The sequence below is a fragment of the Pedobacter sp. MC2016-24 genome (genome assembly GCF_015223055.1).
GTDB lineage: Bacteria > Bacteroidota > Bacteroidia > Sphingobacteriales > Sphingobacteriaceae > Pedobacter.
This window is the reverse complement of record NZ_JADFBX010000001.1, coordinates 1230438-1244313: the sequence shown is the minus strand read 5'-3', so window position 1 is coordinate 1244313 and position 13876 is coordinate 1230438. Positions and strand designations below refer to the sequence as shown.

At 41.4% G+C, this 13876-nt stretch carries 11 protein-coding genes; 5 read left to right on the top strand and 6 right to left on the bottom strand.

Features of this window, described 5'->3' with window-relative positions; translation table 11 throughout:
• Positions 1-12: 12 nt before the first annotated feature.
• Positions 13-915 (bottom strand): hypothetical protein, encoded by a 903-nt coding sequence (locus IM797_RS05370; protein WP_194126048.1) that lies wholly within the window; start codon positions 913-915, stop codon positions 13-15.
• Positions 916-1021: 106 nt separating this feature from the next.
• Between IM797_RS05370 and proS the strand changes: the two genes are divergently transcribed.
• From proS to IM797_RS05350, 4 genes are read left to right on the top strand one after another with little or no spacing between them, the layout of a single operon-like run.
• Positions 1022-2494, top strand: a complete 1473-nt coding sequence (proS, locus tag IM797_RS05365) for a proline--tRNA ligase (RefSeq protein ID WP_194126047.1) — start codon at positions 1022-1024, stop codon at positions 2492-2494.
• Positions 2495-2506: 12 nt separating this feature from the next.
• Positions 2507-3646, top strand: a complete 1140-nt coding sequence (locus IM797_RS05360) for a cystathionine gamma-synthase (RefSeq protein WP_194126046.1) — start codon at positions 2507-2509, stop codon at positions 3644-3646.
• 23 nt (positions 3647-3669) lie between these two features.
• A complete protein-coding gene (locus IM797_RS05355) occupies positions 3670-4539 on the top strand; it encodes a TIGR02757 family protein (RefSeq protein WP_228098719.1) in 870 nt (289 codons plus the stop codon).
• A gap of 37 nt (positions 4540-4576) precedes the next feature.
• On the top strand, positions 4577-5089 hold the full coding sequence (locus tag IM797_RS05350) for a YdeI/OmpD-associated family protein (RefSeq protein WP_194126045.1): 513 nt from the start codon (positions 4577-4579) through the stop codon (positions 5087-5089).
• Here the strand turns inward: IM797_RS05350 and IM797_RS05345 are convergent.
• The 5 genes from IM797_RS05345 to IM797_RS05325 form a co-directional block, all read right to left on the bottom strand.
• A complete protein-coding gene (locus IM797_RS05345; RefSeq protein WP_194126044.1) occupies positions 5086-5808 on the bottom strand; it encodes a polyprenol monophosphomannose synthase in 723 nt (240 codons plus the stop codon). The genes IM797_RS05350 and IM797_RS05345 overlap by 4 nt on opposite strands.
• 96 nt (positions 5809-5904) lie before the next feature.
• Positions 5905-7398, bottom strand: coding sequence for a peptide MFS transporter (locus IM797_RS05340; RefSeq protein ID WP_194126043.1), 1494 nt, complete (start codon positions 7396-7398; stop codon positions 5905-5907).
• A 59-nt stretch (positions 7399-7457) separates the two neighbouring features.
• On the bottom strand, positions 7458-9227 hold the full coding sequence (locus IM797_RS05335; RefSeq protein ID WP_194126042.1) for a peptide MFS transporter: 1770 nt from the start codon (positions 9225-9227) through the stop codon (positions 7458-7460).
• Between the two features lie 257 nt (positions 9228-9484).
• Positions 9485-10411 carry a hypothetical protein gene (locus tag IM797_RS05330; protein WP_194126041.1) on the bottom strand — a complete coding sequence of 309 codons (927 nt, stop codon included), beginning with the start codon at positions 10409-10411 and terminating at the stop codon, positions 9485-9487.
• Positions 10412-11590 (bottom strand): acetyl-CoA C-acyltransferase, encoded by a 1179-nt coding sequence (locus IM797_RS05325; RefSeq protein WP_194126040.1) that lies wholly within the window; start codon positions 11588-11590, stop codon positions 10412-10414.
• A gap of 148 nt (positions 11591-11738) precedes the next feature.
• Here IM797_RS05325 and IM797_RS05320 point away from each other — a divergent pair, with 148 nt between their 5' ends.
• Entirely contained in the window at positions 11739-13817 is a 2079-nt protein-coding gene (locus tag IM797_RS05320; protein ID WP_370583065.1) for an HD family phosphohydrolase, read from the top strand.
• Positions 13818-13876: the final 59 nt, after the last annotated feature.

The window sequence follows — 13876 nt, the reverse complement described above, 5'->3', positions numbered from 1 at the left end:
CTTTGTTAAAGATTATCTGCCACCCCTGGTTGGTCTTCCGCCGCCTGAACCGCCCATTCCGCCGCCTGAACTTCCGCCAGAACCGCCACCTGATGAACTTGGAGGAGGTGTGTAAGAAGGAGGGGGTGTGTAAGTAGGTCTGGTATTTTCAGTTCTGCTTGGTCTTGAACTCTCTGTTTGCACTGGTCTTGAAACCTCACCACCTCTTGTAGGTCTGCCGCTATTTCCGCCATAACTGGTTTGCGGACGACCATTTGAATAGGTTGTGTTTCCGCCGCTTTGTCCACGTGCTGATCTTGGAGAAATACCGTTGCTGTTGCCATAAGTAGGACGACCCATGTTTGATCCGTCTCTGTTACCCATGGATGGTCTTGGTACATTGGTTGTTCTTCCGGTATAAAAACCACTTCCTATATAACCCGGATAGTAACCGCCACCCCATAAGCCGCCGCCGTAATAGCCACCACCATAGTAATTGTTCCAGCCAAATCCACCGCCGTAGAAAGGAGAATAATAGTTACCCCAGCCACCATTCCATAAAGAACCGTAGCCTAAGCCCATCGATAATCCCCATCCGCCGCCGAAGCCAATTCCGAATCCGCCGCCATAACCACCGTAGTAACCACCGTCAAAGTATGGATCGTAATAGCTATTCCATGGGCGATAATTGTAGAATCTATTGATACGTGAAGAGTAATCCATGTCGTAATATGGGTCGCTGGTACCATAATATTCGTCAGGCTGGTTATACTGTTGCTGACTAACAGGTGCCTGCGGTTTATATTCCTGTGCTCTTGCTACAGAATTATAAACATCATCATTTGTATTTTGCTGTGCCATCCGCGGCGCAGAGCATGACGCAACAACTATCGTTGCTACTGCCAGCATACTGGTGAATAAATGATTAGGTTTCATAACTATATATTGTTTGTGTGTGTTCAACGTACTTTTGTAGGTATAAATTTATAAATTTGTAACCTACGATACAAGTTAATTAACACAAAAAACGTTCCAATCAGTTATGAGCAAAGGTATTACAAGCAGAAACGAAGATTATTCCCAGTGGTATAACGACATTGTTATAAAGGCTGACCTGGCAGAGCACTCATCCGTAAAGGGTTGTATGGTGATAAAACCCTATGGATATTCCATTTGGGAGAAGATGCAGGCGGTTTTAGACCAGAAATTTAAAGATACCGGTCACAGCAATGCTTATTTTCCTTTATTCATTCCTAAGTCATTTTTTTCTAAAGAAGCCTCGCACGTAGAGGGTTTTGCCACAGAATGTGCCGTTGTGACACATTATCGTCTTAAAAATGATGGCAACGGAAACATTATTGTCGACGAAACTGCCAAACTGGAAGAAGAACTGATTGTCAGACCAACTTCGGAAACCATCATCTGGAATACATACAAAGGCTGGATTCAATCTTACCGTGATTTGCCAATCCTGGTTAACCAGTGGGCCAACGTAGTACGCTGGGAAATGCGTACCCGCTTGTTCTTGCGGACCACTGAATTTTTATGGCAGGAAGGTCATACGGCTCACGCCACTTCGGAAGAGGCTGTGGCAGAAACGAAACAAATGCTGGATGTATATGCAGACTTTGCTGAAAACTGGATGGCAGTGCCGGTAGTTAAGGGTGTTAAAACACCAAACGAACGTTTTGCAGGAGCGCTGGATACGTATTGTATTGAAGCTTTGATGCAGGACGGTAAAGCATTGCAGGCAGGCACTTCCCATTTCCTCGGACAAAACTTTGCCAAAGCTTTTGATGTGAAATTCACCAATAAAGAAGGTAAAATTGAACATGTATGGGCCAGCTCATGGGGTGTTTCAACCCGCTTAATTGGTGCATTGATCATGGCACACAGTGATGACGCAGGTTTGGTATTGCCGCCAAAACTGGCACCTATACAAGTGGTTATTGTGCCAATCTATAAAACTGAAGAAGAACTTAAAAACATATCCGGCTTTGCTGATGAATTGATTGCCAAGCTGAAAAGAATGGGTGTATCTGTGAAGTATGACGACCGCGATACCCAGCGTCCTGGATTTAAATTTGCTGAATATGAACTGAAAGGTGTTCCGATCCGGATTGCAGTTGGTGGCAGAGATATGGAAAACGGAACAGTAGAAGTAGCGCGCCGCGATACCAGGGAAAAGCAAACAGTTACACAGGATGGGCTCGAAATTTACCTGGTGCAGTTGCTTGAACAAATACAGGAAAACATTTACAATAAGGCAGCTACGTTCCGTAACGAACACATTACGGAAGTTAATTCTTACGATGAGTTTAAAGAATTGCTGGATACTAAAGCTGGATTTATTGCCGCGCATTGGGATGGTACGCCTGAAACCGAGCAAAAGATCAAAGAGGAAACGAAAGCGACAATCCGTTGTGTTCCTTTAGACAATAAACTGGAAGATGGCATTTGTATTTACTCTGGGAAACCTTCTAAACAAAGGGTCTTGTTTGCCAGGGCTTACTAAAAAACGAAAGATATGAAATTTGCAACTAAAGCGATCCATGCAGGCCAGGAGCCTGATCCAACAACCGGCGCAGTAATGACGCCTATATATCAAACGTCTACCTATTGGCAAAAATCGCCTGGAGACAACAAAGGTTATGAATATTCCAGGGGAACAAACCCAACGCGTAAAGCATTGGAAGATTGCCTGGCAGCATTGGAAAATGCCAAATACGGACTGGCTTTCTCTAGTGGTATGGGTGCAACGGATACGGTAATGCGGTTGTTGAAGCCTGGCGATGAGGTGATTACCGGAAACGATCTTTATGGTGGTTCGTATCGTATTTTTACTAAAGTATATGAAAAATACGGCATCAAATTTCATTTTATTGATCTGGCCAAGCCTGAAAATATTCTCGAATATGTGAACGAGAAAACCAAACTGGTCTGGATAGAAACACCAACCAATCCAACCATGCGTATCATCGACATTGAGGGCGTGGCTAAAATTACCAAAGCGCATCAGTTGCTGCTGGCGGTGGACAATACTTTTGCTTCTCCGTACCTGCAAAATCCTATGGATTTAGGGGCAGATATTGTTATGCATTCGGTAACGAAATATATTGGTGGTCACTCTGACGTGGTCATGGGGGCCTTATTGGTCAATGATGATCAATTGTACAAAGACCTTTGGTTCATTTACAATGCCTGTGGTGCTACGCCTGGTCCGCAAGATGCGTTCCTGGTGCTTAGGGGGATTAAAACTTTACATCTGCGCATGAAAGCGCATTGCGAGAATGGTGAAAAAGTAGCCCGTTTCCTGAAAAACCACCCGAAAATAGATAAGATCTATTGGCCTGGTTTTGAAGATCATCCCAACCACGACATTGCCAAAAAACAAATGCGTGGCTTTGGTGGTATGGTATCCATTACGTTAAAAGATGCCGACTTGCAGGAGACTTTCCGTGTGGCTTCGTCCTTCAAGGTATTTACCTTAGCAGAATCACTGGGTGGTGTAGAATCTTTAATCAATCATCCAACTACCATGACTCATGGTTCTATCCCAAAAGAGGAACGTGAAAAGGTAGGGGTAACTGATAACCTGTTGCGTTTAAGCGTAGGTGTAGAGGATATTGACGATTTACTGGCCGACCTTGAGCAGGCGCTTAAATAAATTTAAATTTTAAATAGAAACGATTGGAATTCTTAGAACTGAAAGATTTTTTAGACATGAAGTATGGCCAGTACAACCGGCCCAACTTCATTGAAAATGATCCCATTTGTATTCCGCATCAATATTCAAAGCAACAAGATATCGAAATTGCCGCATTTTTTGCGGCAATTTTAGCTTGGGGACAGCGTAAAACGATCATTAATAAGTGTAATGAATTGTTTAACCGGATGGATAATGATCCGTATAATTTCATGCTGCATCACGGCGATCAGGATCTGAAAAGGTTACTTGGCTTTAAACACCGGACCTTTAATGATACCGATCTGCTGTATTTTGTTGCTTTTTTTAACCAGCATTACCAGCAATCTGATAGTCTGGAAACGGCATTTTTGCCTCCTGGTGATATCTTTCAGGCAGACTTTGTATCCGCCCAGGTTTTAGGGAATTATGAGGAAGGTGGATTGTATGCCTCTTCCAGTTGTATGCTGTCTGAATTAGACCTGCAAAAACCGCTCATTGAACGTTCCCTCAATTATTTCCGGTCTTATTTCTTCTCTTTGCCAGATTTTCCGGGAAGAACGATCAAACATGTTTCTTCTCCCTTGCAAAAATCCACTTGTAAAAGGTTGAATATGTTCCTGAGGTGGATGGTGCGAAAAGACAGTCTGGGTGTAGATTTTGGGATTTGGAACACGCTTCAACCCAAAGATTTGATTTGTCCTTGTGATGTACATGTGGATCGTGTGGCGAGGAGACTTGGTTTAATTGAGCGCAAACAAACCGATTGGAGAACTGCAGTGGAACTGACGAATGAATTACTCAAATTTGATCCTTTAGATCCGGTGAAGTACGATTTCGCTTTATTTGGGCTCGGGGTTGAAGAGAAATTCTAACAAAAATCACTAAATTCTTCCTTATCTTTAAGCTTGTATGATCACTTTCAAAGCAGAAATAGAACGTTTCCATGACATGGGTGAAAAAACAGGCTGGACCTACGTTTTCATTCCATTAGCTATTGCCAATCAGATCAAATCAGATTGTAGAAAAAGCTTTAGGGTGAAAGGGTACCTGGATCAGGTCGCGATTGAAGGGGTTTCCATGGTGCCAATGGGGGAGGGAAATTTCATCATTGCCTTAAACGGAGCACTGCGTAAAAAGTTGAGAAAAGAAAAAGGAGCAGTGCTTGAATTGTCTTTGACAGAAGATACCACCTTCAAAATTGAAATGCCTGAAGATCTGGAAATATATCTCTCAGATGAAGCGCATTTGATGCAAAATTTTTTAAAGCAACCTAAATCTCACCAAAACTACTATATCAACTGGCTCAACACGGCTAAGACAGAAGCCACAAGAACCAAACGAATCGTGAAGATTATCTCTGCTATGGATCAAGGCTGGGACTTTGGTACCATGATGCGGGATGGCAAGGAAAGGAAGGACTAATATTTTCTAAACCAGCTCCATACTTTCATCTGGATGACCCCAATAAAAGCTTCCCTGAAAATACTGGTACTCATTTTTGAGGAACCTTCGGTACGGTCTGTAAAAATGATGGGTACTTCAACTACGTTGAAACCATATTTAATTGCTGTAAATTTCATTTCAATCTGGAAAGCATAACCCACAAACTTGATCTTGTCCATTGGAATGGTTTGAAGCACTTTGCGTCTGTAACATTTAAAACCGGCAGTGGCATCCTGAATTTTGATCCTGGTGATTGTGCGCACATACATTGATGCAAAATAAGACATCAAAACCCGGCTCATCGGCCAGTTTACCACGTTTACGCCATTTACATACCGTGAACCAATCGCCAGATCAGCACCAGCTACACAGGCTGTGCGCAAGCGAATCAAGTCATCCGGATTGTGCGAAAAATCGGCATCCATTTCAAAGATAAATTCATACTGCGGTCTTTCCAATGCCCATTTAAAGCCATGGATGTAAGCCGTGCCCAATCCTTGCTTTCCGCTGCGTTGTTCTAAATGCAGGGCAGGATATTCCTGTTGTAAATTTTTAACAATATCAGCCGTGCCATCCGGGGATCCATCATCAATGATCAGGATTTCGAAAAAATAACTCAAAGAAAATACCTTTCTAATGATCCTTTCAATGTTTTCTTTTTCGTTGTATGTTGGAATTATAATTAGGCTGTCTGACACGGTAAATAAATTATTTGGCGAAATTATGGAAACTAAATGGAAAAACCCGCAACCGGGTTAGGGTTACGGGTTAAAATATGTTAAATAAACGTCATTCTAGCTTACGCCTTGCATTAGGCGCTTGATCAATGGAGAGAACAGGATCAGGAATACACCAGCAATGGCTGCGTAGATGGCCAATTGATAATAACCAGACGTGTAAGATTCCAGTTTGGTCAATAATGAAACGTTGTCGCCACTCACCGACATTTCCGCACCAAATTTACCCGCTGCAAACTGTCCGAATGCACTGGCTAAAAACCACATACCCATCATCATACCTGTCAGTTTTTTAGGCGATAGTTGGGTTACCAGTGACATGCCAATCGGACCCAGGCAAAGTTCGCCGATCGTGGTCACAAAATAACCTAAAGTAAATAGATTTAATGAGGTTACACCATTGGCATCTGCAAAGAAACGGGTGTAAAAGAAGATGTAAAATGAAGCGGCCAGGAACAGGAACCCAATACCAAATTTAATGATAGAATTTGGTTCCATTTTCTTTTTTGCCAGCCATAACCACAATAAGCCAATCAGCGGACTCAATACAATTACAAATAAAGAGTTGGAACTGTTGTTGACTACGTTCGGGTCAATGTTAAAGAACAATAAGGTATGTGATAAATTCTTTTCTGCAAAAAGGGCTAAAGAGCCACCACTCTGTTCATAGATGGCATTAAACAGGAAGTAACAGAAAATGAAGATAAATGCAGCAAATAATTTCATACGGAACTTCCGGTCCTCCACTTTAAAGGTTTCATACAAGAAATAGATGACCGACAAAGGCGCAATGGTATACATGAAGTAGTCTGTATAATGCGTGTTTTGAACCATGATCAAAATTAAAGGAATGGAGATCAGCGAGAACATGTACACGCCAATTTCGCGCGTTCTTTTCTTGCCTGCAGGCATGTGTTTTAAAGGAGAATCACCAATTGGGCCCAGCGTTTTCTTGGTAAAGATGAAGGTAATCAATCCCAAAGCCATAACAATGGCCGCCGCAAGGAAGGCATAATTCCAGGAAACATATTTACCCAGGTATACACATAAAGCACCGCCCAATAAACCACCAATATTGATGCCTGCATAGAACATTCCGTATCCTGCATCTCTGCGTCCATCACCTTCTTTATAGAGGTCGCCCACCATAGATGAAACATTGGGTTTGAAAAAGCCAGTTCCGATAATAGAAAGCGTAATTCCAATGTAGAAGAACTCTTTTGGTGACGCGGCAATAATTAAGTTCCCAAGAATCATAATCATGCCACCAAAGAAGAGTGATTTTCTGAAACCTAGAATTTTATCTGCAAAAATACCACCGAGGAAAGTAAATGCATATACAAATGCCTGGATGGCAGCGTACTGTAGATTGGCGTCTTTATCGCTAAGTGAAAGTCCGACAATCTTGTCGATCATAAAAATAGCGAGCATTCCACGCATGCCATAAAAGCAAAAACGTTCCCACATCTCTACCAAAAATAAGGCCCAAAGTTGCTTTGGGTATTTACCTTTAAAGTCCTGGATTTCCTCCAGTGTAATGTCTTGTTGCATTTTGATTTTTTCTATGAATTGAAAAAAGCCTTTGAGTGAGATCTCAAAGGCTTTTTTTATTATTTTACGCCGTGCATTAATCGTTTAAGGACTGGAGTCAGTAACATGATGATGAGACCCAGACCCACCGGAATAAAAGTGAAGATCAGGAAGAAAGTCGTCATGGAATATTTCGAAGTAATCTCGTCAATCATACCACCCATAGTACCTGCTATTTTGTTACCAATGGCAATAGCGAGGTACCAGATACCGAACATGATGGCGATCATCCTTCCCGGAACCAATTTACTCACATAAGACAAACCAACCGGGGAAATGAACAGTTCGCCCATGGTGTGGAAGAAGTAAGCCAGAACCAGCCAGATCATGCTCACCGATGCCACAGCTGCGCCCTGGGGAATGGTACTTGCACCATAAGCCAGTACGGCGAAACCAATACCCAATAAGATCATTCCGAAACCGTTTTTAAAAGTCGCAGAAGGGTTGTATTTACTTTCCCATAGTTTGGACACAATAGGCGCACAGCTGATGATGAACAAGGAGTTTAAAATACCGAACCAGGTGGCAGGAACTTCAGATTTAACTTCGCTGTACTGATTTTTAAGCATGTAAATTACAATTACCCAGATGATCACAAAGCCAGAAGCCAGGATGATGTTACCTAAAGAGTATTTGCCGAAAGTTTTAGCGAATAGTTTTAACAATACATAAGAGATGATCATCAATGGGATTACCGTAATTAGGGTGTTTACCACATTGAAAATCACTTTAGAATCGCCGGTTAGCACCCTTTGGGTATAATCTTTTGCAAAGATGGTCATTGAACCACCAGCCTGCTCAAAAGATGCCCAGAAAAAGATGGTGATGAAAGCAAGGATAATTACCGCGATCATTTTATCTCTTAAAACGGGCGTGTATTGAGATATCCTTTTCACCAGGATAAATAAGAACAATACCAATGCAATCACAATCATAAGGTTACTGCCTGCAATGCCGGCCACCTGGAAATTGAAGATACTCATGCTGGTAATTTTAGATACCGGATCGTTGATGATCCAGGAAAGGCCAATTACCGCAATTAAACCAATTACGATTAAGTCAAACTTAGAAAAGGGATTTCTGGTTGCCTCATCCGGAGTTTCAGTAAGATCTTTCTCTTCAGTTTTTAACGGTTTCAAACCGATGTTACCAAAAATACCTTGCGTAAAGTAGAATTGTAACATCCCGATGAACATAAAGATGCCGGCTAAACCGAATCCGTAAGCCCATCCCCAGTCTTTGTTTTCGCCAATGTAACCGCAAAGCAACATCCCTAAAAATGCACCTGCATTTACACCCATATAGAAAATGGTGTAGGCACCATCTTTTTTCTCCGGGTGTTGTTTGTACATCTGTGCAATGATCGAAGTCATGTTCGGTTTGAAGAAACCATTACCCAATACCAATAGGCACAAGCCCAGGTACATGAAAGAATGATCTATTTCAATCGCCATAGAAAGGTGACCTAAAGTCATGAGCAGGGCACCTACAATAACGGCCCAACGGTAACCAATAATCCTGTCGGCTATGTATCCACCTAAAATTGGTGTTAAATAAGCCAGACCCGTATATGAACCATAAATTGCCAGTGCATATTCTCTTGGCCAACCCCATCCTGCATTTTCTCCGATTAAAGAAGAAGTCAGGAACAGTACCAATAAAGCCCGCATCCCATAGTAGGAGAATCTTTCCCACATCTCCGTAAAGAAAAGGACGAACAAACCCGCGGGATGTCCGATGACCTTATTTTCGAAAAAATTATTTGGCGTATCCAAACTTTGTGTATTCATTGTTAGTTTTTTTGTGAAATATTTATAGTAAGATTTAGTTAGTTATCCGGTTGTTAAATAGGGGACGAGCTTGTAATTTAATATTGATGCGCTATAAATATTTGCATATCTGAATGTTAAGCATGTGTCTTGAAAGTATATAAATAAGTATAGTTTAGTTGTACTGGTATATCCCTGCCCAAAAGCATCGCGCAAGATAGTTACATGAATGCAAACTCACAAATTTATAATGCATGATAAAGGTGTATCAAGTACACTTAAAGCTTCTTTTCCGGTACAATGTTTTTATTCATTGGATCGATGTATAGCTCATCCATGGCATTGGGCTCATTCTTAAGAATTATATTTTCTACCAGTTTCAGGCGTCCGTTCAAAAGTTTGTAAGCGTCAAAACTTAAATCCGAAGCGTAAAACTCAAAGTTGCCTTCCATTTCTGCGGAGAATGGAGCGAGGTGATCAAAAACAATCATGTTGACATTTTTGTCTAGTGTCAATGTCATGGAATTGAGTTTGTTATATTCAAAAACGATTCTGTTTTTAGATTTGTCGCCTTTGGCTCCGTCAAAAATATTTTTACCAAAAACGGGTAATCCTGTTTTATCGAAGGACAGGATTTCTATCACTTTTTTAGAAGTTTTGGCATTGTTACCTTTCCAGCCCAATAATATATAATAAGGTTGATGGCCATTGGCAATGACCGGAATGATTTGATAATACCGGGCACCATACCAGTTTTTATTACTGGTGATTGCATTTGTATCATTTATGTTATCTGTCCCGTCGATTAAAGGAAGCAGTGACAGGCGGCCATCTTTGGTGGCCATTTGTATGGTTCCGAAATAGCGATAAGTGCCATCGTTTAGCGGCACATACCAGGAGATGATTCTAAAACTATTGTCGGGCGATTTCAGTACGGTGATCTTTTTCACCGAATCGAAACTGTAATTGAAAGATCCCGGAGTTTTTAAAGCCCGAACCAATGTTTTTATAAAGGTTGCATTGGCCGTAAAACGATCCTGGTTGTCTTCCTTTTTGAAAGTGAGTTCACTGAGGTTGATCAAGGAATCCCGGGAACTGTTTAAGCGGGAATTGGCATTTAGATCATAAGTATGCTGTGCCAGAACACTTGCTCCGGCACAGCACAAAAAGATGATGATGAATAAAGGTTTTAAGGCCTTGGTCATTTAGTTTAAGCTTTTTACAACAATTGCGCTGGCACCGCCACCACCGTTACAAATCCCTGCAACACCGATTTTACCTGTGTTTTGAGCCAAAACGCTTAATAAAGTCACTACAATTCTGGCACCCGAAGCACCTAGTGGATGCCCCAGCGATACTGCGCCACCATTTACATTTACCTGATCTGCATTTAAATTCATTTCTTTATTGTTGGCCAGTGAAACTACAGAAAAAGCTTCATTTATTTCGAAGAAATCCACATCATGTAGTGTTTTTCCTGCTCTTTTTAAAGCCAGCGGAATTGCCTTGGACGGTGCAGTAGTAAACCATTCCGGTGCCTGTTGTGCATCAGCATAGGCCAGGATCTTAGCCAATGGTTTTAATCCCAGTTCTTTGGCTTTATCTGCGCTCATTAAAACCAATGCTGCTGCGCCGTCATTTAAGGTGGAGGCATTTGCCGCGGTTACTGTACCGTCTTTTTTAAACGCCGGTTTTAAACCTGGTATTTTATCAAATTTAACAGCAAATGGTTCTTCATCTTTAGAAACCAGGGTGATGTCGCCTTTACGGTCTTTCACTTCAACGGCTACAATTTCGGCATCAAATTTACCCGAAGCTTGTGCAGCTTGTGACTTTTTGTAGGAACTGATGGCAAAGGCATCTTGTTCTTCCCGGCTAAAGCCACATTCTACCGCGCAAAGCTCTGCAGCAGAGCCCATGTGGTAATCATTGTATACATCCCATAGTCCGTCTTTTACCAAACCATCGGTAATTTGACCATGGCCTAAACGATAACCATTTCTGGCCTTGTCCAGGTAATAAGGTACATTACTCATGCTTTCCATACCACCGGCAATCACAATGTCATTTTCGCCAAGGGCGATGCTTTGAGCGGCCAGCATAATGGCTTTTGTGCCTGAAGCACATACTTTATTGACTGTAGTGTTGGGTACATCAGGTAAGCCTGCAAATTTTGCAGCCTGTGTTGCTGGTGCTTGTCCCAAATTGGCCGATAATACATTACCCATATATACTTCCTGTACATCTTCTGGTTTAATTCCAGCTTTTTCTACAGCAGCTTTAATCGCGATGCCACCAAGTTGTGGGGCTGAGAAACTTGCCAGAGCGCCTCCAAAGCTACCAATGGGGGTTCTCACAGCAGATACAATAACAACGTCTTTCATTCTGATTTATAAATTAGTTATACCAAAGTTATGAATTTAGGAGGGATTGCCAAGTTTAGTAATTGTCTAATGTGAATTACAGATGGCATTAAAAGCACTTCTAACCAAAAAATGTGTTATTTTTGAATATAAATCAACTCATATCGCTTTGGCAAAAATCAGAAAGAATTCGCATAAGGTGCTTTACAGGAAGTATTCATCCAACATTAAATATGTAATGATGGTACTTTCGGTGATCATTATTACCGTGTTTTTACCTAAACAACCGCGTTTTAGATACGAATTTGAAAAAGGTACCATCTGGAAAAATAAAGATCTGGTGTCACCTTTCAGCTTCGCCATCCTGAAAACCACGCCCCAGGTTACAATTGACCGGAAGGATGCTTTGGACAATGTATTGCCCATTTATAAATACAATCCGGAATTGTACAACGTTGTTGAAGAGGCTTACCTGAATGAATTTGAAGTGAAGTGGCGTGCAGCGGTATTGCCCGAGTCAGATGAGTCGGCCACTAAAGCAGCATCTTTAAAGTTGTTGAAAGCCATATACAACCGCGGAATCATTTCGCTCAATCCCAGACATCAGAAGGAAGAGAAATATTATGATTTTTCGCTCTTAAATAACAATGTTTCTAAAGTGGTAAGTACCCAGGATGTGTTTACGGTACAAGGTGCGCTGGATTACTTTAAAGACAATTTTAAATCGGTTAACCTTAAAGCTAAAACCGTAGTAGAGGGTTTAGTTGAAGACCATCTGCAACCCAATTTATTATTTGATGAAAAGTTGACTGCTGTAGTTCAGAACAATACCATCAGTAGCTTATCTACGACCAAGGGAATGGTGCAGAAGGGGGAGTTGATTGTGGCGAAGGATAATGTGATTGATGATGAGGTTTATCAGAAACTACAGTCGTTTAAAGAAGCTTACGAGGCACAAACAAAGACGATAGGGGATAGTAAGACGGTTTATTTCGGACAGATCTTGCTGGTTGGATTCATCATCAGTTTGCTGATGATATTTCTGAAGCTTTTCAGGAAGGATATTTTTGCGGATAACAGGCAATTGTCATTGATTCTGCTGATCATCACAACCATGCTCTTGTCTTTGACCTGGGCCATCAAATGGAATTTGCCCAGTATTTATTACATCCCGTTCTGTATAGTTCCGATCATTATCCGGATTCTGTTTGATACCCGTCTGGCGCTTTATTTGCATTTACTGGTGGTTTTGATTTCCGGTTTCTTTGTGGCCAACAGTTTTGAATTTGTTTTTTACCAGGTTACTTCGGGCATGGTAGCCATTTATAGCATTCGCAATCTGATCAAAAGGGAGCAATTGCTGTTGTCGGCTTTATTTATCCTGTCTGCCTATTTCATTTCTTTCCTGGGCATCGCGATGTTGCGGGAAGGTGCGATCCGCCAGATTGAATGGCTTAATTTTGTGCCTTTTATTGTAAGCGTATTACTTTCTTTATTGGCCTACCCTTTAATTTATGCTTTTGAGCGGATGTTTGGCATCACTTCAGATATTGCACTGATCGAGCTGACCAATACCAATAATAAACTGCTCAGGGAACTTGCTTTTAAAGCACCAGGTACTTTTCAGCATTCGTTACAAGTAGCCAATCTGGCCGAAGCTGCGATATTTAAAATCGGTGGAAATTCTCTGCTGGTCAGGGCCGGGGCATTGTACCATGACATCGGAAAGATCGAGAACCCACAATACTTCATAGAAAATCAAAATACGGCCTTGAGTCCGCATGATAAACTGCCTTACGAGCAGAGTGCCCAGATCATCATCAAGCACGTGCATAAGGGAATTGAAATTACACGCAGGCACCAGTTGCCGGAGAGTGTGATTGATTTCATCCGGACACATCATGGCAATACCCGGGTAGATTATTTTTACCAGTCCTTTTTAAAAAATTCGCCGGAGAAATTTGTGGATGAAAATATTTTCAGGTACCCTGGGCCAATCCCTTTTTCTAAAGAAACCGGGGTGTTGATGTTGGCAGATTCTGTCGAAGCAGCGTCGAGAAGTCTGAAAAATCCGGATGCGCAAAGCATAAATGACCTGGTTGAACGCATCATAAACTACAAATTAGAGCAAAATCAGTTAGACAACTGCGATATTACTTTAAAAGATTTAGAAACTATAAAGTTGATATTCAAGACGATGCTGATGAGCATTTATCATGTTCGAATAGATTATTTACAAAGTGTGTAATTTTCTTTGGTAAATATTATTCTATTACTATATTTGCACTCCCTCAGGACAAGTAACTG